General features: G+C 62.8%; 23 protein-coding genes. 9 read left to right on the plus strand and 14 right to left on the minus strand.

What is annotated here, in order from left to right:
- Positions 1–145 precede the first annotated feature (145 nt).
- On the plus strand, positions 146–2,887 hold the full coding sequence (gene acnA, locus C5F70_RS16620; protein WP_017848762.1) for an aconitate hydratase AcnA: 2,742 nt from the start codon (positions 146–148) through the stop codon (positions 2,885–2,887).
- Between the two features lie 134 nt (positions 2,888–3,021).
- On the opposite strand, the gene C5F70_RS16625 is transcribed toward acnA, so the two are convergent.
- Entirely contained in the window at positions 3,022–3,960 is a 939-nt protein-coding gene (locus C5F70_RS16625; protein ID WP_017848761.1) for an aspartyl/asparaginyl beta-hydroxylase domain-containing protein, read from the minus strand.
- A gap of 186 nt (positions 3,961–4,146) precedes the next feature.
- Positions 4,147–5,121: a cysteine synthase A gene (gene cysK, locus C5F70_RS16630; protein WP_017848760.1), complete on the minus strand. Its 975-nt coding sequence runs from the start codon at positions 5,119–5,121 to the stop codon at positions 4,147–4,149.
- A 256-nt stretch (positions 5,122–5,377) separates the two neighbouring features.
- Here cysK and C5F70_RS16635 point away from each other — a divergent pair, with 256 nt between their 5' ends.
- A complete protein-coding gene (locus C5F70_RS16635) occupies positions 5,378–6,223 on the plus strand; it encodes a MoxR family ATPase (RefSeq protein ID WP_017848759.1) in 846 nt (281 codons plus the stop codon).
- Positions 6,224–6,234: 11 nt separating this feature from the next.
- Positions 6,235–7,413 (plus strand): VWA domain-containing protein, encoded by a 1,179-nt coding sequence (locus tag C5F70_RS16640; protein ID WP_046384330.1) that lies wholly within the window; start codon positions 6,235–6,237, stop codon positions 7,411–7,413.
- Positions 7,414–7,438: 25 nt separating this feature from the next.
- Here the strand turns inward: C5F70_RS16640 and C5F70_RS16645 are convergent, their stop codons facing one another.
- The 4 genes from C5F70_RS16645 to C5F70_RS16660 form a co-directional block, all read right to left on the minus strand.
- Positions 7,439–8,179, minus strand: coding sequence for a 5-oxoprolinase subunit PxpA (locus C5F70_RS16645; protein ID WP_017848757.1), 741 nt, complete (start codon positions 8,177–8,179; stop codon positions 7,439–7,441).
- Between the two features lie 216 nt (positions 8,180–8,395).
- A complete protein-coding gene (locus C5F70_RS16650; protein ID WP_017848756.1) occupies positions 8,396–8,938 on the minus strand; it encodes a DUF2937 family protein in 543 nt (180 codons plus the stop codon).
- Positions 8,939–8,949: 11 nt separating this feature from the next.
- Positions 8,950–9,726 (minus strand): class II glutamine amidotransferase, encoded by a 777-nt coding sequence (locus C5F70_RS16655; RefSeq protein WP_026140241.1) that lies wholly within the window; start codon positions 9,724–9,726, stop codon positions 8,950–8,952.
- Positions 9,727–9,756: 30 nt separating this feature from the next.
- Complete coding sequence (locus C5F70_RS16660; protein ID WP_017848754.1) at positions 9,757–10,290, minus strand: hypothetical protein; 534 nt, start codon at positions 10,288–10,290, stop codon at positions 9,757–9,759.
- A gap of 21 nt (positions 10,291–10,311) precedes the next feature.
- Here C5F70_RS16660 and C5F70_RS16665 point away from each other — a divergent pair, with 21 nt between their 5' ends.
- A complete protein-coding gene (locus tag C5F70_RS16665; RefSeq protein WP_104903754.1) occupies positions 10,312–12,366 on the plus strand; it encodes a S9 family peptidase in 2,055 nt (684 codons plus the stop codon).
- A 34-nt stretch (positions 12,367–12,400) separates the two neighbouring features.
- Here C5F70_RS16665 and C5F70_RS16670 read toward each other — a convergent pair whose 3' ends face one another.
- Positions 12,401–12,679: a hypothetical protein gene (locus tag C5F70_RS16670; RefSeq protein ID WP_017848752.1), complete on the minus strand. Its 279-nt coding sequence runs from the start codon at positions 12,677–12,679 to the stop codon at positions 12,401–12,403.
- A gap of 78 nt (positions 12,680–12,757) precedes the next feature.
- On the opposite strand from C5F70_RS16670, the gene C5F70_RS16675 reads away from it, so the two are divergent.
- The 4 genes from C5F70_RS16675 to C5F70_RS16690 all read left to right on the plus strand — a co-directional run bounded on the left by C5F70_RS16675 (position 12,758) and on the right by C5F70_RS16690 (position 14,965).
- Positions 12,758–13,444 (plus strand): spermidine synthase, encoded by a 687-nt coding sequence (locus C5F70_RS16675; RefSeq protein ID WP_017848751.1) that lies wholly within the window; start codon positions 12,758–12,760, stop codon positions 13,442–13,444.
- A gap of 60 nt (positions 13,445–13,504) precedes the next feature.
- A complete protein-coding gene (locus C5F70_RS16680) occupies positions 13,505–13,879 on the plus strand; it encodes a YajD family HNH nuclease (protein WP_003210675.1) in 375 nt (124 codons plus the stop codon).
- Between the two features lie 199 nt (positions 13,880–14,078).
- Positions 14,079–14,546, plus strand: coding sequence for an RNA methyltransferase (locus C5F70_RS16685; protein ID WP_017848750.1), 468 nt, complete (start codon positions 14,079–14,081; stop codon positions 14,544–14,546).
- Between the two features lie 68 nt (positions 14,547–14,614).
- Complete coding sequence (locus tag C5F70_RS16690) at positions 14,615–14,965, plus strand: DUF2892 domain-containing protein (RefSeq protein ID WP_017848749.1); 351 nt, start codon at positions 14,615–14,617, stop codon at positions 14,963–14,965.
- A gap of 65 nt (positions 14,966–15,030) precedes the next feature.
- On the opposite strand, the gene C5F70_RS16695 is transcribed toward C5F70_RS16690, so the two are convergent.
- Complete coding sequence (locus C5F70_RS16695; protein WP_104903755.1) at positions 15,031–16,251, minus strand: hypothetical protein; 1,221 nt, start codon at positions 16,249–16,251, stop codon at positions 15,031–15,033.
- Positions 16,252–16,264: 13 nt separating this feature from the next.
- A complete protein-coding gene (locus C5F70_RS16700) occupies positions 16,265–16,714 on the minus strand; it encodes a YcgN family cysteine cluster protein (protein ID WP_017848747.1) in 450 nt (149 codons plus the stop codon).
- A 153-nt stretch (positions 16,715–16,867) separates the two neighbouring features.
- On the opposite strand from C5F70_RS16700, the gene C5F70_RS16705 reads away from it, so the two are divergent.
- On the plus strand, positions 16,868–17,461 hold the full coding sequence (locus C5F70_RS16705; RefSeq protein WP_017848746.1) for a nitroreductase family protein: 594 nt from the start codon (positions 16,868–16,870) through the stop codon (positions 17,459–17,461).
- A 51-nt stretch (positions 17,462–17,512) separates the two neighbouring features.
- On the opposite strand, the gene C5F70_RS16710 is transcribed toward C5F70_RS16705, so the two are convergent.
- From C5F70_RS16710 to C5F70_RS16730, 5 genes are all read right to left on the minus strand, one after another.
- Positions 17,513–18,445: a D-2-hydroxyacid dehydrogenase gene (locus C5F70_RS16710; protein ID WP_017848745.1), complete on the minus strand. Its 933-nt coding sequence runs from the start codon at positions 18,443–18,445 to the stop codon at positions 17,513–17,515.
- Between the two features lie 109 nt (positions 18,446–18,554).
- Entirely contained in the window at positions 18,555–18,848 is a 294-nt protein-coding gene (locus tag C5F70_RS16715) for a YcgL domain-containing protein (RefSeq protein WP_017848744.1), read from the minus strand.
- Entirely contained in the window at positions 18,845–19,978 is a 1,134-nt protein-coding gene (rnd, locus tag C5F70_RS16720) for a ribonuclease D (RefSeq protein ID WP_046490395.1), read from the minus strand. Before rnd ends, C5F70_RS16715 begins: the two co-directional genes overlap by 4 nt.
- Before the next feature lie 122 nt (positions 19,979–20,100).
- Positions 20,101–20,700 (minus strand): class I SAM-dependent methyltransferase, encoded by a 600-nt coding sequence (locus C5F70_RS16725; RefSeq protein ID WP_017848742.1) that lies wholly within the window; start codon positions 20,698–20,700, stop codon positions 20,101–20,103.
- A 101-nt stretch (positions 20,701–20,801) separates the two neighbouring features.
- A complete protein-coding gene (locus C5F70_RS16730) occupies positions 20,802–22,172 on the minus strand; it encodes a glutamine synthetase family protein (RefSeq protein ID WP_046384337.1) in 1,371 nt (456 codons plus the stop codon).
- Positions 22,173–22,199: the final 27 nt, after the last annotated feature.

The following is a 22,199-nucleotide window of genomic DNA, read 5'->3' on the forward strand; positions in this document are numbered from 1 at the left end:
AAAACGCGCGCATGATAACTGACTTCGGAACCTTGGATCTGTCCATAGAGTCCAGTAATTAGCCAGCTACTGAAAACAGGGCTAGTTTGATAGTTCTGTTCGTCCCGTCAGGTCCGTAGCCGTGCGGACCATAAGGAGTCATGTAATGTCATCCCTTGATAGCCTGAGAACCCTTAAAACCCTGCAAATCGACGACAAGACTTATCACTATTTCAGCTTGCCCGAAGCCGCCAAGCGCCTGGGTGACCTGGATAAGCTGCCGATGTCTCTCAAAGTACTGCTGGAAAACCTGTTGCGCTGGGAAGACAACAAAACTGTCACCGGCGCCGACCTCAAGGCCATCGCCGCCTGGCTCAAAGAGCGCCAGTCCGACCGCGAGATCCAGTACCGCCCGGCCCGCGTGCTGATGCAAGACTTTACCGGGGTGCCCGCCGTGGTCGACCTGGCCGCCATGCGCGCCGCCGTGGCCAAGGCCGGTGGCGACCCGCAGCGCATCAACCCGCTGTCGCCGGTGGACCTGGTGATCGACCACTCGGTGATGGTCGACAAGTTCGGCACCACCGCCGCGTTCGGGCAAAACGTCGACATCGAAATGCAGCGCAACGGCGAACGCTACGCCTTCCTGCGCTGGGGCCAGAGCGCCTTCGACAACTTCAGCGTGGTGCCGCCGGGCACCGGCATCTGTCACCAGGTCAACCTCGAATACCTCGGCCGCACCGTGTGGACCAAGGACGAAGACGGCCGCACCTACGCCTTCCCCGACACCCTGGTCGGCACCGATTCCCACACCACCATGATCAACGGCCTCGGCGTGCTCGGCTGGGGCGTGGGCGGGATCGAAGCGGAAGCGGCGATGCTCGGCCAGCCGGTGTCGATGCTGATTCCGGAAGTGATCGGCTTCAAGCTCACCGGCAAATTGAAAGAAGGCATCACCGCCACCGACCTGGTGCTGACCGTCACCCAGATGCTGCGCAAGAAAGGCGTGGTCGGCAAATTCGTCGAGTTCTACGGCGACGGCCTGGCCGACCTGCCCCTGGCTGACCGCGCCACCATCGCCAACATGGCCCCGGAATACGGCGCCACCTGCGGCTTTTTCCCGGTGGATGAGGTGACCCTGGACTACCTGCGCCTGTCCGGTCGCCCGGCGCAGACCGTCAAACTGGTCGAGGCCTACACCAAGGCCCAAGGCCTGTGGCGCAACGCCGGCCAGGAGCCGGTGTTCACCGACAGCCTGGCCCTGGACATGGGCAGCGTCGAAGCCAGCCTCGCCGGGCCGAAACGCCCGCAGGACCGCGTGTCGCTGCCGAATGTCGGCCAGGCGTTCAGTGACTTCCTCGACCTGCAATTCAAACCGACCAACAAGGAAGAAGGCCGCCTGGAAAGCGAAGGCGGCGGCGGTGTGGCCGTGGGCAATGCCGATCTGGTGGGCGAAACCGACTACGAGTACGACGGCCAGACCTATCGTCTGAAAAATGGCGCCGTGGTGATCGCCGCGATCACCTCCTGCACCAACACCTCCAACCCCAGCGTGATGATGGCCGCCGGGCTGGTGGCGAAAAAGGCCGTGGAAAAAGGCCTGACCCGCAAACCCTGGGTAAAAACCTCCCTGGCCCCCGGCTCCAAAGTGGTCACCGACTACTACAAGGCGGCCGGCCTCACCCAATACCTGGACAAGCTCGGTTTTGACCTGGTGGGTTATGGCTGCACCACCTGCATCGGCAACTCCGGCCCGTTGCCCGAGCCAATTGAAAAAGCCATCCAGAAAGCCGACCTGGCCGTGGCGTCGGTGCTGTCCGGCAACCGCAACTTCGAAGGCCGCGTCCACCCGCTGGTGAAAACCAACTGGCTGGCCTCGCCGCCGCTGGTGGTGGCGTATGCGTTGGCCGGTACGGTACGCATCGATATCAGCCGCGAACCGTTGGGCAACGATCAACACGGCAATCCGGTCTACCTCAAGGACATCTGGCCAAGCAGCCAGGAGATTGCCGACGCGGTCGCCCAGGTCAGCACCGGTATGTTCCACAAGGAATACGCCGAGGTGTTCGCCGGCGACGCACAGTGGCAAGCCATCGAAGTGCCGCAGGCCGCGACCTACGTGTGGCAGAAGGATTCCACCTACATCCAGCATCCACCGTTCTTCGACGACATCGCCGGGCCGCTGCCAGTGATCAAGGACATCCACGGCGCCAACGTCCTGGCCCTGCTGGGCGATTCGGTGACCACCGACCACATCTCCCCCGCCGGCAACATCAAGGCCGACAGCCCGGCCGGCCATTACCTGCGCGAACAAGGCGTGGAACCGCGCGACTTCAACTCCTACGGCTCACGTCGCGGCAACCATGAAGTGATGATGCGCGGCACCTTCGCCAATATCCGTATCCGCAATGAAATGCTCGGCGGCGAGGAAGGCGGCAACACGCTGTATGTGCCCACCGGCGAGAAAATGCCGATCTACGACGCCGCCATGAAGTACCAGGCCGCCGGCACACCGCTGGTGGTGATCGCCGGCCAGGAATACGGCACCGGCTCGAGCCGCGACTGGGCGGCCAAGGGTACTAATCTGCTAGGGGTCAAGGCAGTGATCGCCGAGAGCTTCGAGCGCATTCACCGTTCCAACCTGGTGGGCATGGGCGTGCTGCCGTTGCAGTTCAAGCTGGACCAGAACCGCAAGGCGCTCAAACTCACCGGCAAGGAGAAGATCGACATCCTGGGCCTCAGCGACGCGCAGCTCGTGCCGCGCATGAACCTGACCCTGGTGATTACCCGCGAGGATGGCAGCAGCGAGAAGATCGACGTGCTGTGCCGGATCGACACCCTCAATGAAGTGGAATACTTCAAAGCGGGCGGCATCCTGCACTATGTGCTGCGCCAGTTAATCGCCAGCTAAAGGTCGCTGGAGGCCAAATGTGGGAGGGGGCTTGCCCCCGATGGCGGTGGATCAGTCGATACATCTGATGACTGACACACCGCTATCGGGGGCAAGCCCCCTCCCACAGTTTTGACCGCATTTAAAACTTCAAGTCAGCCGAAGAGCCACTTCCACAGCAGTACCAAGACGACAACCGCCAGCACCGGCCGCGCAATGCGGTAGGCCTTGGGATGCTTGCGCTTCCACTGCTTGACCACGCTGCTGATCTTGTCGCTGAACGACTTGCTCCAGGCATAAGCCTGGTTGATGCCGCCGACGCGTTCGTCGTCCAGGTTCTGCGGCGCGGTGGCGCGGCCCAGTTGCGCGCTGACCCAGCGGTTGATGCGGGTCATCAGCGGATTGCTCAGCGGGCGCTCGATGTCGCAGAACAGGATCACGCGGGTCTTTTCCGTCTCGTTCTTCACCCAGTGTACGTAGGTCTCGTCGAACATCACGTCTTCACCGTCGCGCCAGGCGTATTCCTGGCCGTCGACGAAAATGCGGCAGTCGTCGGAGTTCGGCGTGGACAGGCCCAGGTGATAACGCAGGGAACCGGCAAACGGGTCGCGGTGCGGGTTGAGGTGACTGCCGCCCGGCAACAGCGCGAACATCGCGCCCTTGACGTTGGGGATGCTGCTGACCAGGGCCACGGTTTTCGGGCACAGGGCCTCGGCCGACGGCAGCGGTTTGTCGTACCACTTGAGGTAGAAACGCTTCCAGCCCTTCTTGAAGAACGAGCCGAAGCCGGCGTCGTTATTCTTTTCGGCGGCGCGGATGTAACCCTCGTCGAACAGGTGCATGGCTTCTTCGCGGATCACTTCCCAGTTGTCCTTGAGCACGTCCAGTTCCGGGAACTTGCTGCGGTCCAGGTACGGCTTGGACGGCACGGCCGAGAACAGGTACATCAAGGCGTTATACGGGGCAAACAGCGCCGAGTGGTTGACGAACTGGCGCAACATCGGCAAACGGGCCTTGCCGCGCAGGTGTACGTACAGCGTGCTGCCGATAAACACCAGCAACACCGACAGTTTGGCGGCCAAAGAAAAGGTCATGCAGCAACTCCTGGAAATAAGCGCCTGGCCAACAACCTCCCGTCGAGGGGAAACCAGGCGTAGCAGCCGGCCATGATAAACACTCCGGACCTCGGGAAAAACCCGCGCAGTCCAACAATCAGCGTTTAAAACGGCGCGAGGGTAGGCCAATTATGCATAAGGCCCCCGCTCACACGCTGATTTGCATCAAGCCTGGTTTTCTTGATCGGTAAACAAATCACTGAACAGCATGCTCGACAGGTAGCGCTCGCCGGAGTCCGGCAGGATCACCACGATGGTCTTGCCCTGCATCTCCGGCTTCTCGGCCAGGCGCACGGCGACCGCCATCGCCGCGCCGCAGGAGATCCCGCACAGAATCCCCTCTTCCCGCATCAGGCGCAGGGCCATGGCCTTGGATTCGTCGTCGCTCACCAGTTCCACGCGGTCGACCATCGACAGGTCGAGGTTCTTCGGCACGAACCCGGCGCCGATGCCCTGGATCTTGTGCGGGCTCGGCTTGATCTCTTCACCGGCCAGCGCCTGGGTGATCACCGGCGAGACGATCGGCTCGACGGCCACCGACAGAATCGGCTTGCCCGCAGTGTTCTTGATATAGCGCGACACCCCGGTAATGGTGCCGCCGGTGCCCACGCCCGCCACCAACACGTCGACGGCGCCGTCGGTGTCGTTCCAGATTTCCGGGCCGGTGGTTTTTTCGTGGATCGCCGGGTTGGCCGGGTTTTCGAACTGCGCCGGCATGTAGTAGGTGGCCGGGTCGCTGGCGAGGATTTCCGCGGCTTTGTCGATTGCGCCCTTCATGCCCTTGGCCGGTTCGGTCAGCACCAGCTCGGCGCCCAGGGCCTTGAGCACTTTGCGGCGCTCGATGCTCATCGACGCAGGCATGGTCAGCACCAGTTTGTAGCCACGGGCCGCGGCGACGAACGCCAGGCCGATACCGGTGTTGCCCGAGGTCGGTTCGACAATGGTCATGCCCGGCTTGAGTTTGCCGGTGCTTTCTGCGTCCCAGATCATGTTCGCGCCAATGCGACACTTCACCGAATAACCCGGGTTACGCCCTTCGATCTTGGCCAGGATGGTCACGCCACGCGGTGCGATGCGGTTGATCTGAACCAGAGGCGTGTTACCGATGGAGTGCGCGTTGTCTGCAAAAATGCGGCTCATGACGGGTCCTTGAGGCGGCTTGAAGAAAGCCCCAAGGGTATGCCTCGTCTTCCAAAGCGTCCAGTCAGCGGAACGTCGGAGACATCGCAATAGTCAATTTCCTACAAGCCCGCAGAACAGCCCCGGGAACGACCACGCCTTCGATCGACTGAGCGCACGCGTGACTGGTCATTCAGAGACTGAATAACCCGTCTGCGTTCACAGTCGCCGGGGCCGCACGGTATAGTCTGGCATTGATGAATTCGAGGAATGACCGATGAAGTTCGAAGGCACCCAGGCCTACGTTGCCACCGATGACCTGAAACTGGCCGTCAACGCGGCCATCACCCTGGAGCGGCCGCTGCTGGTCAAGGGCGAGCCGGGCACCGGCAAGACCATGCTCGCCGAGCAGTTGGCCGAATCCTTCGGCGCCAAGCTGATCACCTGGCACATCAAGTCCACCACCAAGGCCCACCAGGGCCTGTACGAGTACGATGCGGTCAGCCGCCTGCGCGACTCGCAGTTGGGCGTGGACAAGGTGCATGACGTGCGCAACTACCTGAAGAAGGGCAAGCTCTGGGAAGCCTTCGAGGCCGAGGAACGGGTGATCCTGCTGATCGACGAAATCGACAAGGCCGACATCGAGTTCCCCAACGACCTGCTGCAAGAACTCGACAAGATGGAGTTCTACGTCTACGAAATCGACGAGACCATCAAGGCCAAGAAACGCCCGATCATCATCATTACCTCTAACAATGAAAAAGAACTGCCGGATGCGTTCCTGCGCCGCTGCTTCTTCCATTACATCGCCTTCCCCGACCGCGCCACCCTGCAAAAGATCGTCGATGTGCATTACCCCGACATCAAGAAAGACCTGGTCAGCGAAGCGCTGGACGTGTTCTTCGACGTGCGCAAAGTGCCGGGCCTGAAGAAAAAGCCTTCCACCTCCGAACTGGTCGACTGGCTCAAGCTGCTGATGGCCGACAATATCGGCGAAGCGGTACTGCGCGAACGCGACCCGACCAAGGCCATCCCGCCCCTGGCCGGTGCGCTGGTGAAGAACGAGCAGGACGTGCAATTGCTCGAACGCCTGGCGTTCATGAGCCGTCGCGGTAACCGATAAGGGCGCCTGCCATGTTGCTCAACCTGTTCAATGAAATGCGTGCAGCCAAGGTGCCGGTGTCGGTGCGCGAGCTGCTCGACCTGATCAACGCCCTGAAACAGCGGGTGATCTTCGCCGACATGGACGAGTTCTACTACTTGGCCCGGGCGATCCTGGTCAAGGACGAACGCCATTTCGACAAGTTCGACCGCGCCTTCAGCGCCTATTTCAACGGTCTGGAAAAGCTCGACGACCACCTGCAGGCGCTGATCCCCGAAGACTGGCTGCGCAAGGAGTTCGAACGTTCGCTGAGCGACGAAGAACGCGCGCAGATCCAGTCCCTCGGCGGCCTGGACAAGTTGATCGAAGAGTTCAAGAAACGCCTGGAAGAACAGAAAGAGCGCCACGCCGGCGGCAACAAGTGGATCGGCACCGGCGGCACCAGCCCGTTCGGCTCCGGCGGCTACAACCCGGAAGGCATCCGCGTCGGCGATGCGGGCAAGCGCCAGGGCAAGGCGGTGAAAGTCTGGGACCAGCGCGAGTACAAGAACCTCGACGATCAGGTGGAACTGGGCACGCGCAACATCAAGATCGCCCTGCGCCGCCTACGCAAGTTCGCGCGCCAGGGTGCGGCGGAAGAGCTGGACATCGACGGCACCATCGACCACACCGCCCGCGATGCCGGTTTGCTGAATATCCAGATGCGCCCGGAACGGCGCAACACCATCAAGCTGCTGTTGCTGTTCGACATCGGCGGCTCGATGGACGCCCATGTGAAGATCTGCGAAGAGCTGTTCTCAGCGTGCAAGACCGAGTTCAAGCACCTGGAATACTTCTACTTCCACAACTTCGTGTACGAGTCGGTGTGGAAGAACAACCAGCGCCGCACGTCGGAGCGCACCTCCACCCAGGACTTGCTGCACAAATATGGCGCCGATTACAAAGTGATCTTTATCGGCGATGCCTCGATGGCGCCGTATGAAATCACCCAGGCCGGCGGCAGCGTCGAGCATTGGAACGAGGAGCCGGGGTATGTGTGGATGCAGCGCTTCATGGCCAAGTACAAGAAGCTGATCTGGATAAACCCGTATCCGAAGGACACCTGGGGCTATACGGCGTCGACCGGGATCGTGCGGGAGTTGGTCGAAGACCAGATGTATCCGCTGACCTTGCGCGGGCTCGAAGAAGGCATGCGGTTCCTTTCCAAGTAACCCGATATCTCCCATAGGCGTGGCGTCACTGGCACTTCAACGCCTCGCGAATGCGCTGCACGGAGGCCACCGAACTGGCGTTATCGCCATGCACACACAAGGTATTGGCCCGCAGGACCAAGGGGCTGCCATCGCTGGCGGTCAAGGGTTCGCCACGGGAAATGGTCAGGGATTGCTGGATGATGGCTTCGGTATCGTGGTGTACCGCGCCGGGCAATTGGCGGGAAACCAGGTGCCCCTTGTTGTCGTAGGCACGGTCGGCGAACGCCTCGAACCACAGGATCACACCGTATTCGTCGCCCAGCGCCTGGGCCGCGCGGTTGTCGCGGGTGGCCAGCAGCATCAGCGGCAGTTCGCCGTAAGCGGCAACGGCCTGGATCACCGCACGCAACTGCGCGGGGTTGGCCATCATGTCGTTGTACATCGCGCCATGGGGTTTGACGTAGCTGACCCGTCCGCCCTGGGCGCGGCAAATGCCGTCGAGCGCGCCGATCTGGTAGTGCAACAGGTCTTGGATTTCTTCGGGCGTGTAGGCCATGGAACGGCGGCCGAAACCTTGCAGGTCCTGATACGCCGGGTGCGCCCCGACCAGCACGCCATGCTTGAGCGCCAGGCCGACGGTCTTGCGCATGATGCTCGGGTCGCCGGCATGGAAGCCGCAGGCCACGTTGGCGCAATCAATGAACGGCATGACCTCAGCGTCGAGACCCAGGTTCCAGTTGCCATAGCTTTCGCCGATGTCGCAATTCAATAGCAGACGGCTCACGCTGAGTGCTCCTGTAGGCTTTGTTTTTTTGTAGTGTGGGATCTTTTACACAAGACTCGCAACTTATCCCACCGTCCCAGCGACACTTATCGTGAAACGGCGCGATTTTTGGCGTGTGTCCGGGACGGTGTCCACCCCATAAAGGTCGACCCCATGAAGTTGAAGGAGCGCGATTAAAACGGTGGGAGCAAGCCCCTCCCACCATTACAGGCCTTTCTACAGCCCTTTCAAATCACGCTCTTCGATCGGCCGGCTCTGGCGCAGGCGCTTGCCGCCCAGCACCACCCAGTCGATCAAGCGGAACAGGCACTCCAGGCCGAACGACAACAACATCGCCCCGCCCAGGCCCCAGCCCATGGCTTCGGGGGTCAGCAGGATCTGGTAGCTGTAGCCGTTCCAGGTTTCCAGGCGGATCGCCGGGTCGGCCGCGACCGCTACCTGCAATGCGCGAATGTACCAGGGGCCTTGCATGGCCTGGAATTGCTTGTCCAGCGCCAACTGACGATCCAACAACGTGCCGAGGCTGTTGGCATCGCTGCGAAACACCGGGTCGTCGCTGGCGCGGTAGTGGGCGACCAGGGCCTGCAAGTCGCCGTTGAAGAACTGTTGCGCGGTGGATTCAAAGCCGCGCAGGCCGGTCTGGGCCTCGATCAAGTGGGCTTCGACGCGCTTGGCGTAGTCATTGATGAACCCCGGCACTTGCACACCGACCAACAAGCCAATGGCAAACAACACCAACCGCAGATAGCTGAGCAACATAGTCGACTTCCTTACTCGGTAATGCCCTGGCTGACGCATTCACCGCGCCGCCACAGGCTCCACTGGCCCGGTTCGTAGCGGGTCCAGTTTTCGTTGTCGGTCAGGGGTTCGGTGGCGATCACCGTTACCACATCGTTGGGCGTGGTTTCGGCCTGGAAATCGACGATCACGTCGACATCTTTCAAGCGTGCCGGGCCGAACGGAGCGCGCCGGGTGATCTGGGCCAATTTGGTCGTGCAGTAGCAGAACAACCAATCGCCGTCGCTGAGCAGGCAGTTGAACACGCCTTTGCTGCGGTATTCGGTGCAGGCGGCGATCAGGTCCGGCAGCATCTGTTCGATCTCCACCGGCTCCGGGAACGCCTCGCGGACGCGGTTGAGCAGGTCGCAGAACGCCGCTTCGCTGTCGGTGTCGCCCACAGGCCGGTAAAACGTGGCGCGCGGGGTGAAGTCGGCCAATTGGCCGTTGTGCGCAAAGCACCAGTTACGCCCCCACAGCTCGCGCACGAACGGGTGGGTATTGGACAGGCACACTTTGCCCACGTTGGCCTGGCGGATATGACCAATCACCACTTCACTTTTGATGGGATAACGCTGCACCAGCCGCGCGACTTCCGATTCGCTGCTCGCGGCCGGGTCCTGGAACAGGCGCAGACCACGACCTTCATAGAACGCGATGCCCCAACCGTCGCGGTGGGGGCCGGTACGCCCACCGCGCTGCATCAGCCCGGTAAAGCTGAACACGATATCGGTGGGGACGTTGGCACTCATGCCCAATAATTCACACATGCCAGGGCTCTCGCTGCAGGGCAGACAACGTTAAAGGCGCGGTTCGACCCGCATACCGCCCACAGGCGCCGGGCGACGGAACGGCTCGTCATCGTCTTCGGGCTCGGCGGCCAAGGCGGCATCAGCGGCGGCCTTGCGCTCACGGCGGGCGTTGGCGGCGCGCTCGATGGGCCAGCGGATCAACACAAACACGAGGTACACGCCAAAGGCGATCATCGTGTACATGAACAAATCGGAGACGGCCCGCCAGGCGTTATTGCCGACCTTGAGCACCAGGTCCAGCGCAGTAATCGCCACGGCCGGCGCGAACTGGGTCTTGACCGGGTCGACGATGGTCGGGCTCAACAGCAGCACGGCCATCAGCAATTGCAGTGGCTCGCGCAACCAGCGCCAGATCCAGCGGGTCATGCGCCACCACACCAACAGGCAGCCCAAAGCGGCGAAGGCGTAAAGGCCCCAAGCGGTCAGATAATCGTTCTCGGTCATGGTGTCCATGGCAAGGTAGGCAAACAGGCCGCTATGATAACGGCTTTTGCGTGTCGCGGCTGCAATGCCTGCCACCATCCGCCAGACAGAGAGTGCTCCATGCCGCCATCGACCCCCATCACTGCCGCCCCGATTGCCCGCAAGGCCCCAGGCCAGGACCCTTACGCCTGGCTGCAAGTGCGTGACAGCGCAGAAGTGATGGATTACCTGAAAGCCGAAAACGCCTGGCAGGAAGCCCAACTCGCCGGGCAACAGGCGCTGCGTGAAACCCTGTTCGAAGAGATCAAGGGCCGTATCCTCGAAACCGACCTGTCGCTGCCCTCCCCCTGGGGCCCGTACCTGTATTACACGCGCACCACCGCCGGCGACGAATACGCCCGCCACTACCGCTGCCGCCGCCCGGCCGACGACAGCAACCAGGTGGATGACAGCAGCGAGGAGCTGTTGCTCGACCCCAACGTGCTGGCCAACGGCGGCTTTTTCTCCCTCGGTGCGTTCAGCATCAGCCCCGACCATCAGCGCCTGGCCTACAGCCTCGATACCAATGGCGAAGAGATCTACACCCTATATGTGAAGGAATTGGCCACCAACAAAGTCAGCGAACTGGCGTTCGATAACTGCGACGGCAGCATGACTTGGGCCAATGACAGCCTGACCCTGTTTTTCGGCGAACTGGACGACACCCATCGTCCGCACAAACTCTACCGCTATCGTCTGGACGGCACCGCCGCGCAGGAAGTGTTCCACGAGACCGACGGGCGTTTCTTCCTGCACTGCTACCGCTCCAGCTCCGAGCGCCAGTTGCTGGTGGCCCTGGGCAGCAAGACCACCAGTGAAATCTGGGCGCTGGACGCCGACCAGCCGCACCTGGACTTCACCTGCCTGGCGCCACGGGTCGAAGACCACGAGTACGACGTCGACCACGGCCAGCTCGACGGCGCGTGGACCTGGTTCATCCGCAGCAACCGCGACGGCATCAACTACGCCCTGTTCGTCGCCGCCGACACCGGCCGCGTGCCGACCCAGGCCGACTGGAAAAACCTGATCCCCCACAGCGATGAGGTGATGCTCGACGGCGTGAGCCTGAATGCCGGCGCCATGACCTTGAGCCTGCGCATCGGCGGCCTGCCGGTCATCGAAGTGCATCCCCAGGGTCTACCGACCTATCGTGTGGAATTGCCTGACGCTGCCTACAGCCTCTACGTACAAAACAGCCTGGAATTCCCCAGCGACAAGATCCGCCTGCGCTATGAAGCCCTGAACCGTCCGGCCCAGGTGCGCCAGCTGGAACTGGCCAGCGGCGCGCAACAGGTGCTCAAGGAAACCCCGGTACTCGGCGTCTTCAACGCCGACGATTACGTCAGCCAGCGTTTGTGGGCAACCTCCGCCGATGGCACCCAGGTGCCGATCAGCCTGGTGGTCAAGCGCGACCAGCTTGGCAAACCGACGCCGCTGTACCTCTACGGTTATGGCGCCTACGGCCAGAGCCTCGATCCGTGGTTCTCCCACGCGCGCCTGAGCCTGCTGGACCGTGGCGTCGCGTTTGCCATTGCGCATGTGCGCGGCGGCGGCGAGCTGGGCGAAGCCTGGTATCGCAATGGCAAACAAGAACACAAGCAGAACACGTTCAACGACTTTATCGCCTGCGCCGAACACCTGATCGCACAGGGTTTGACCTGCGCCAAACAGCTGGTGATCAGCGGCGGCAGTGCCGGTGGCCTGTTGATCGGCGCGGTGCTCAACCAGCGTCCGGAGCTGTTCCAGGCGGCGATTGCCGAAGTGCCGTTCGTCGACGTGCTCAACACCATGCTCGACCCGGACCTGCCGCTGACCGTCACCGAGTACGACGAGTGGGGCAACCCGCAGGAGCCCGAGGTCTATGCGCGCATCAAGGCGTATGCGCCGTATGAGAACGTGCGCGCCCAGGCCTACCCGGCCCTGCTGGTGATCGCTGGCTACAACGACAGCCGCGTGCAGTACTGGGAAGCGGCCAAGTGGGTGGCCAAGCTGCGCGACACCAAGACGGACGACAACCTGCTGCTGCTCAAGACCGAACTGGGGGCCGGCCATGGCGGCATGAGCGGGCGTTACCAGGGATTACGTGACGTAGCGCTCGAATATGCATTTGTGTTCAAGGCGCTGGGGCTGGTTTAGCGGTCCTGGCTGAACGCTGGAGCGCTCGACGCGGTTAACCGCCGGGTGTCTTCGGCTTGCTGTCGTTCGGTGGCACGCCGGGGACCGTCTGGTCCTTCGGTGGCGCAGGTAACACAATAGGCACCAGCGGCGGCGAGCCGTTCGTCTTGGGCACCGCCGGCGGGGTGACTTGCGGATACAGCGTCGGGGTGGGGGTGCCCGGCGCGCCTGGGGTTGGCGCCGGCGCGACCGGTACGGTTTGCAACTCCTGAGCCTGCGCCACACCCAATGTGAGCGCGCCCAACACAATGACCGTTAGAATGCTGCACTTCATCGATGGCTCCATGGCCTGACCGGAATGTCGTAAGGCTACTCCCAACCGCGCAAGAATGCCCTTCCCAATGAGATCTCCATGAAACGTTTCGTTCTGCTGGACACCACCCCGATCCCCGACAACGGCGGTGCCTTGTGCCTGTTCGAATACGGCGAGGACTTTGTCATCAAGATCCAGGGCGGCGACGGCGGCCAGTTGATGAACACGCGCATGCACGGCTCCGAAGACGCGCTGGCAGAAATCCCTTGTCGTAAAGTCGCCGGCCGCCCCGGTTCGCGGGTATTGATCGGCGGGCTGGGCATGGGTTTCACCCTCGCGTCGGCCCTCAAGCACCTGGGCAAGACCGCCGAAGTGGTGGTGGCAGAACTGGTGCCCGGTGTCGTGGAATGGAACCGTGGCCCTTTGGGCGAAAAGGCCGGGCGCCCGCTGCTTGACCCGCGCACCGTGGTCCGCATGGAAGACGTGGCCAAGGTGCTGCAAGCCGAGCCCCAGGGCTTTGATGCGATCATGCTCGACGTGGACAACGGCCCCGAAGGCCTTACGCAAAAAGCCAACAGTTGGCTCTACTCCGCCGGTGGCCTGGCCGCCTGCGCCAAGGCCCTGCGCCCCAAGGGCGTACTTGCGGTGTGGTCGGCCAGCGCCGACAAGCTGTTCAGCGACAAGCTGCGCAAGGCCGGTTTCAAGGCCGAGGAAGTGCAAGTGTTCGCCCATGGCAACAAGGGCACGCGGCACACCATCTGGATTGCGGAAAAGCTCAAGGGCTAATTGCGCCGCGATTGGCTAGAATCAACCCTATCCGTGACCCACCCGAAGACAGGAGCCATGATGAGCTCGACCAACCCGCCCTCCCACACCGCCAAGCTCGACCGCATCCTCGCCGATGCCCAGCGCGACCGGGAAATGGGCTACCGCGACAAAGCCCTGAAAATGTACCCCCACGTGTGCGGCCGCTGCGCCCGTGAGTTCGCCGGCAAGCGCCTGAGCGAACTGACCGTACACCACCGCAACCACAACCATGACGACAATCCCCAGGATGGGTCCAACTGGGAGTTGCTGTGCCTGTACTGCCACGACAACGAGCACTCGCGCTACACCGACCAGCAGTACTTCGGCGAAGGCTCCACCAGCAGCCCGACGATCGCCAAGGCCACGCACAACCCGTTCGCGGCGTTGGCCGGGTTGATGAAGAAAGACGACTGAAGTTGCGCGCGGGCTGCCCCGCCCTCTTCGCGGGCAAGCCCGCTCCTACCCTTGACCGCATTCCAGAGCATGGACACGGACCAATGTGGGAGCGGGCTTGCTCGCGAAGGCAGCAGTGCCAGCGGCGCAGCGCTCGATAGCGACCACAGCCCGACCAATCCCCGTATAATCGCCGCTTTTCTCCAAGGCACCCTTCCCCGTGGGCAATAAACGCTACAGCTGCATCGGTCTGTATAACCCCAAATCCCCCGAAAACGTCGGTTCGGTGATGCGCGCCGCCGGTTGCTACGGCGTGGCCTCGGTGTTCTACACCGGCAAACGCTACGAGCGCGCCCGGGATTTCATCACCGACACCAAGAAGGTCCACCACGACATTCCGCTGATCGGCATCGATGACCTGAGAAAAATCCTGCCGCTGGGCTGCATCCCGGTCGCCGTCGAACTGGTGGACGGCGCCCGCCCGCTGCCCGAATACACCCACCCCGACCGCGCGCTGTACATCTTCGGCCCCGAAGATGGCTCCCTCGACAAAGAGATTCGCGACTGGTGTGAAGACGTGGTGTACATCCCGACCACCGGCTGCATGAACCTCGCCGCCACCGTCAACGTGGTGCTCTACGACCGCCTGGCCAAGGGCAATAACACCCGCTCGGGGCCCAAATACTGAGTTGCCGGGAACATCCGGCGCCTGCACACAGTCAGTTGCGTATCACTAGCCCTTGTTGGAGACCGATCATGAGCGACAGCAAAACCCTGCGACCTGTCATTGAATCCACCCCACGCCAGGCCCGCCCCACGCAGAACGTACACGGTTGGGAGCGCATCGGCTCGGTGGCCGGCGGCGTGATCATGGTCGGCAAAGGCCTGCGCCGTGGCGGGATTTTCGGGCTGCTCCAGGTGGCGATTGGCGGCGTGGCGCTGACGCGTGGGTTTACCGGGCACAGTTCGCTCAAGGACAAGCTGGAACAAGGTCGCCAGGAAATGAACAGCCTGCGCACGAAAATCGAGCGGGCCGGTGACGAGTTGAAGAACCTGAAGACCAAGGCGCAAACGGGGGCCGAAAAGGCCACAAAAACCACCGGCTGAGCCAAGTCTTCTGCCTGTTGCTGATCCAGATGTGGGAGGCAGCTTGCTCCCACCTTTATTCTGGGTCAGCGCAACAGCTTGGAGTCCAGCACCACCGACGACTCGCCGATGATGCTCTGGGCCAGTCGCACAAACTCTGGGGTGCTGACGCTGTTCGCCCGCATCACCACTTGCGCGAGATCATCCAGCGAGCGCTTGTTGTGGGTTTTCACGCGGATCTCGCGATCCAGCTCCTGCATCACCACCACTGCCCGCGCCACGGTTGCGCCGCTGACGTGCTCGCCACGCAGGCTGGTGACGTTCTTGCCTTCGCGGGTCAACCGCGCCTGTATCGCCGCATAGCGCTCATCGGTGATCCCGCCGCCACGGCGCAACAGTTCGATCGCGTAATACTCCGCCAGGCCTTCGCTGATCCAGTCGCTGGCATCATGGTCACTGAAGCGGCCGATGGCATGCACCACTTCGCGGATCAACGGGCTGCTGCCGTTTTCACTGACCAGCGGCGTGCGGCTGTTGAGGTAGACCGAGTCGCGCGCCGAGAAGGCGCCACGGCGCATCGGGTCGCTGGCGCCGACAATCAATAGCTTGGCGGGGTGACGCGGGAACGCGGCTTCCACCTGCGGCCAGACGAAAGTCAGCAACGTCAGCACGTCCATACGGCGCATGGCCTGGCCCTTGGGCGAGGTCACGGTGACGTCGGTTTCGCCCAGGCGCACACGGCGGCTGCCGAGGTTACCGGCGAGCATCCAGCCGGTGGGCCGGTCGAACAGGCGCGAGACGTTGTTGATCCGGAAGGTGTGCTTGCCGATACGCGGCCAGGCGGTTTCGACGCTTTTCCAGCCCGTCGGCAGCTCGAACACCAGGCGCGAGACCAGCTCGACGCCGTCCTGCTGGTCGAGGTGCGCGGTCGGCACTAGGTCTTCCCCGCGAAACAGCGCCCAATCCGGCGTCATGCGCGTTTCATAGATACCCGGCTTGCGCGCATGGCTGAGGCGTACACGGTAGGTCAGGCTGGCCTTGTCGGCGCTGGGTTGCCAAAGGCCGCGATGGCCACTGACTTTCCATTGGCCATCGGCCTTGAAATCGCTGTAGTCACCGTCGCGACCCAGCTCGAAATCCAGGCTGCGCACCGCCGAACCCTGGGACAGACTCACGCGCACCTCAGCCTGATCGCTCTGGGGCAGCAGTTTGACGTGATAGTCCAGGTCGACTTTCTTCGCGCACCACGCCGGTGTGCTCAGCGCCAGCAACACCAGGCTGGCCGCCAGCCGGGTCAGGCCCTTCATACTCGCTCCTTGTTCAGCCAGCGCGGAAGATCAGGTAATCCTCCCAGTCTTCTTCGGGCACGCTGCCTTCGCGGAGCATGCGTCCGGACTGGGAAATGCGTTCGTGATGCACGGCGTCACGGTCGCCGCAGACCAGGTGATGCCACAGCGGCAAGTCCTTGCGCTCGCTGACCAGGCGGTAACCGCAGGTGGGCGGCAACCACTTGAACTGGTCGGCCTGGCCCGGGGTAAGCTGGATGCAGTCGGGCACCGACGCGCGGCGGTTGGGGTAATCGGTACACTGGCAGGTTTTCAGGTCGAGCAGTTTGCAGGCGATGCGCGTGTAATAGACGCTGTTGTCGTCTTCATCCTCGAGCTTTTGCAGGCAGCACAGGCCACAGCCGTCGCACAACGACTCCCACTCCTCCTGATCGAGGTGTTCAAGGGTTTTGCGTATCCAGAAAGGTTCGACTTTGGCGGCCATGGTTCTACATCGGTATCGGTGGGTGAAAAGGCCGCCAGTCTAGTGCCCAAGGCCACTGGGGCCAAGCGCTTACGACTGGCGGTGTTGCAAGACTTGTCAGTCTAGTGGGAGCGCAGTAGCTTTGAGCGCCGAATTGACGATCAGGAACTGCCCATGAGCACCAACCCCCGCGCTGCCGATTACCCGATCAACCCCCAGTTCACTGAGCGCTGGTCGCCCCGCGCCTTTACCGGCGAGAGCATCCCGCAGGAAACCCTGCTGAGTTTTTTCGAAGCCGCGCGCTGGGCGCCATCGGCCTACAACTCGCAGCCCTGGCGTTTTCTCTATGCGCGCCGTGACACGCCGGACTGGGAACGTTTCCTCGGCCTGTTGAACGAATTCAACCGCAACTGGGCGCAGCATGCGTCGGCCCTGGTGATCATCGCCTCGAAAACCGACTTCATCGCCCCCGGCGCCAGCGAAGAAACCCCGGCGCTGTGGCACACCTTCGACACCGGTTCGGCCTGGGGCTACCTCGCGCTGCAGGCCAGCCTCAGCGGCTGGCACAGCCATGGCATGGCCGGCTTCGATCAGGCGCTGACGCGCAAAGAGCTGAAGATTCCCGAGGGTTATGCGCTGCATGCGGCGGTCGCGATTGGCAAGCTGGGCGACAAGTCGAGCTTGCCCGAGTACCTGCAAGGCCGTGAGACCCCAAGCCCGCGCAAGCCGTTGAGCGAGCTGGTTTCGCAAGGCGATTTCAGTCTCTAGGACTGACGTGGGAGCTGGCTCGCCAGCCCCCACCTGTGGTTCGACGCGGTGTCAGTAGCCGCGCTCGAAATCCACTTCACCGCGCAACACTTGCTTGGCCTGGTAGGCGCGCACGTTTTCCAGAAACAGTTGCACCATCATCGATGGCGAGGTCGGCGCCGAGCTGTGCCCGGTCAGCAGCAGGCCCCAGGCGGTCCAGAACGGGTGGCGCTGCGGCAACGGTTCCTGGCGGCACACGTCGATCACCGCGCCAGCCAGGTGCCCTTCTTTCAACGCTTCGACCAGATCCGCATCAACCACCGCGACGCCGCGGCCGACGTTGATAAACAACCCGCTCGGCTTGAATTGCTTGAACAGCGCCGCGTCGTACAGGTCGTGGGTGTTCGGCGTGTTGGGCAACAGGTTGATCACGTAGTCCGCTTCGCCCACCAGCCGGCCGAGTTGATCGAGCGCGGCCACTTCGACAAACGGCGCCTGCTCGCGCGCCTGGCTGGCGATGCCGTACAGCTTGACGCCAAACGGCACGAGGAACTGCGCCACGCGCTGGCCGATATCACCGCAGCCGACGATCAGCACCGTGCGCCCCGCCAGGCTCTGGCCCATGCGGTTGTCCCACTTGCGCTCGACCTGGCTGACCAGGCGCGCCAAGACTTCGCGTTCATGGCCGAGCATGTAGGTGAGGATAAATTCCGCCATGACCTGGCCAAAAATCCCCACCGCACGGGTCAAGCGATAGTCGCGGGGCAGGCCGTCGGCCAGCAGCGGCGTGATGCCGGCCCAGGTCGATTGCAGCCACTGCGGCTGGTGCCCCTGGCGCAACAGGGTGGCGAGCAGGTCCGGCTGGCCGAGCCACACCGGGCAATCGGCGGCCAGGCGCGAGAGTTCGGCCGAGTCGCCGCTGGTCAACACCTCGAGGTCCGGGGCCGCTTCGCTCAGCAACCGGGCGTAGAGCGGGTGATCCTGTTCAGCAATCAGAACACGCATGGTTCAAACCTTTCAAAAACAATGCGGACGGCCGCCCGCATCCTTACGGCCACCATCCATTAATACGATTCCATGGAAAAGAATGCGCCCCGGGCAGGGCACGCCACGATCACATCGGGTCGTTGCGGCGCAGCAGCTCTTCGGGCAAGTGTTCGATGTACTCGTCCTCGGCCGGTGGCATTTGCAGGTGGTAGCCCTGCTTTTCGAGGTTTTCCAGGACCACTGCGATGTCCTCGCGCGACAGCTTGCGCTCGGGCGTCAGCACCATGTCGAAGGCGTGATGGGCCTTGCCGAAGGCTTCCATCAAGGGTTCCGGCACGCGCTCCAGGGCATCACTTTTCAGCACGTAGAGATACATTTCGTTGCGTTTCAAGCTGCGATAGATGGAGCAAATACGTTTCAAGGCTGTTCTCCGGCAGTGGCCAGGCTGTCGAGCAGCGCCTGGCCCATCAACTCGCGGCGCCAGCCACGCAGCGAGTCTGGCAATTGGTAAGGCCCGTCGGGGTAGCCACTTTTGACCAGGGCTTCGAGGGTTTTCTTGCGCAGCATCAGTTCCGGCGCCATCTCCAGACGTTCGGCTTGCGCCTGGCCCAAGGCGCGCAGGTGCTTGATCAGCGTCGCGGCGTCCACCGGCAGCGGTTCAGCCACGGCGGGCGGCCATTGGTCCATGGACACGCTGCCGGCGCGCTTGATCAGGTCCAGCAGAAACTGGCCATCCTGACGCACGGTGCGCGGGTGCATGTCTTCGATTTTGCCCAGGGCGGCGAGGTTATCCGGCTGGGATTTGGCCAGGGGCCACAGCGAGTGTTCACGAATGATGCGATTGCGCGGCAGGTCACGGGCACGCGCTTGCTGCTCGCGCCAGGCGCACAGTTCACGCAGCACGGCGAGTTGGGCACGGGACAGTTTCCACGCCAGCTTGGCCTCGCGGTACACCTCGTAAGGGTCGACTTCGCGGCGCAGGTTGGCCACCAGTTCGGCACCGTCTTCCAGGACCCAGGCGTACTTGTCGTCCGACAGCCGCGGGCGCAGGCGAATGAAGACCTCGGCCAAGTGGACCGCATCTTCGGCGGCGTAGCTCACCTGGGTCTCGGACAACGGGCGCTGCAGCCAGTCCGAGCGGGTTTCGCCCTTGGGCAAGTCGATATCGAGCACGGCTTGCACCAGGCGCGAATAGCCCATGGAGAAGCCGAGGTTCAGGTAAGCCGCGGCCAGTTGGGTGTCGAACAACGGCACTGGCAGGCTGCCGGTCAGGCGCAGCAACACTTCCAGGTCTTCACTACAGGCGTGGACCACTTTGATCACGGCCGGGTTTTCCAGCAACGCCGCCAGCGGTTGCCAGTTGTCGATGGTCAGGGGGTCGATCAGGTAAGCGCGAACGCCATCACCGATCTGGATCAGCCCGGCAATGGGATAAAAGGTGTCGACCCGCATGAACTCGGTGTCGAGGGCGACGAATGGCAACTGCTGCCATTCGGCGCAATGCTGGCCGAGGCTATCGTTGTCGCAGATCCAGTGAATATCGATGGCCACACGGCTCTCCCTTGAAGAATGGCGCGCAGTATATATCGCGGAAGGGACTTGCGAGCATCCGCAGTGCACACGCAATCATGAAAACTCCGACAGCATGTGAAGAATAGTCGGACAGATTGGAGTTATCCCATCTTACGTAGAACGTAGACACGCCATACGCTGGAGCCAGGAATGAACTCCTGGTGATTCAGGACCTGGAACCCCGCCTGGCAGAACTCCCCCTCCACTGGCGTCCGGGAGGCGACCGACACGATCACGGTGTCGCGGCTGACCCGATGAAACTCCTGTAGCAGCGCTTGGCGCCCTTCGCGGCTGGGCACGTGGCGAAACAATTCCAGACAGAAAATGCAATCTACCGCGTTCGCCGACAAGCCGATGGAAAATGCCGAGCCCTGAAAGGTCTTGACCCGCTTGAGCAGCGCCGCCGGGTGATGGGTGCGGGCGTGGTCGAGCATGTCCTGGGAGTTATCCGAGGCGAGGATGACCCGGTTGACGTGTTCGGCCAACACCGGCCAGAACCGCCCCGAACCGCAGGCCAGGTCGAGGATCAGACCGGGCTCGCCGGCCACCTTGAGGGCATTGCGCACCAGCCGCCCGTCACGCCACGCCGCCAGACGCCGGCGCAGCCCAGGCGGGCGCGTATCGCCGCAGACCCTGGCGTGCTCACGGTCACAGCGTTCGGCGTATTCGATCTCGATGGACGAAAGTGGTGGTGACAACATCACGGGCTCATGTGAGTGGAACGGTAGTGAACGACCTTGATTCGCAGCTTAACCAGTGCAACGTGAAAAAAAGGTCGAAAAAACCACCACCGTCAATCCGTTCACGCCGAGTGCAGATACCAGCGCCAATCCTGCTCGCCCACCTCGCCCATGAACTGCCGATATTCAGCCCGTTTCACCGCCAGGTACACGCCGAGGAACTCACTGCCGAACGCCTCCCGTGCCCAGCTGGAGTCTTCCAGGGCGCGCAGGGTGGTGAGCCAATCGGTGGGCAGCAACGCGTTGGCCTGGGCGTAGCCGTTGCCTTCCACCGGAGCGCCGGGGTCAAGTCGTTCGCGGATGCCGCGGTGGATACCGGCGAGGATCGCCGCCGCCGCCAGATAGGGGTTGGCGTCGGCGCCGCAGAGGCGGTGTTCGATGTGCCGCGACGGCGCCGGACCACCCGGCACACGCAGGCTGACGGTGCGGTTGTCGACGCCCCAGGTGGCGGCCAGCGGCGCATAGCTGTTGGTCTGGAAGCGGCGATAGGAGTTGGCGTTGGGGCAGAACATCAGCAGCGAATCGAGCAAGGTGCTGAGCATGCCGCCCACGGCCTGGCGCAGCAGCGGCGTACCGTCGGCGGCCTCGCTGGCGAACAGGTTATGGCCCTCGGCGTCCGCCAGGCTGACATGCATGTGCATGCCGGTGCCGGCCAGGTCGTCGAACGGTTTGGCCATGAAGCACGCCGTCATCCCGTGTTTGTGCGCCACGCCTTTGACCAGGCGTTTGTAGCGCACCGCTTCGTCCATCGCTTGCAGGGCATCGGTGCGGTGTTCGAGGGTGATTTCGACCTGGCCCGGCGCGTATTCGGAAATCGCCGTGCGCGCCGGGATGCCTTGCAGTTTGCAGGCGCTGTAAAGGTCGGCGAGAAACGGCTCGATCTGCTCCAGCTCGCGCAGGCCATAGACCTGGGTCGCACGCGGGCGGCCGCCGTCCATGTCACGCGCCGGTTGCGGGCGGCCGTTGTGGTCGGGTTTCTGGTCGAGCAGGTAGAACTCCAGTTCCGCCGCCATCACCGGGTAATAACCATCGGCCTTGAGCCCGTCGATCACCCTGGCCAGCACGTGCCGGGGGTCGGCCACGGTGGCGGGCAAGCCTTCGGTGGGGTGCATGCTGACTTGCACCGCCGCCGTCGGAATCAGCCGCCATGGCATGCGCTGCAAACTGCCGCTGATCGGGTAGGCGCGACAGTCGATATCGCCCACCTCCCACACCAGCCCGGAGTTTTCCACGTCATCGCCATGGATGGTCAGGCCAAGGATGGTGCTGGGCAGCGGGCGGCCGCTTTCATACACCGCCAGCAGTTCGTCGCGATGCAGCAACTTGCCGCGCGGCACGCCATTGTTGTCGAGAATAAACAGCTCGAACATCTCGATGTCCGGGTTCTGCTCAAGGAAAGAGCGGGCTTCGTGCAGGCTGGCAAAAACACTCATGGCAATTCTCATACGTTTGCGTCAGGC

It is taken from the genome of Pseudomonas sp. LH1G9, assembly GCF_002949975.1.
Taxonomy (GTDB): domain Bacteria; phylum Pseudomonadota; class Gammaproteobacteria; order Pseudomonadales; family Pseudomonadaceae; genus Aquipseudomonas; species Aquipseudomonas veronii.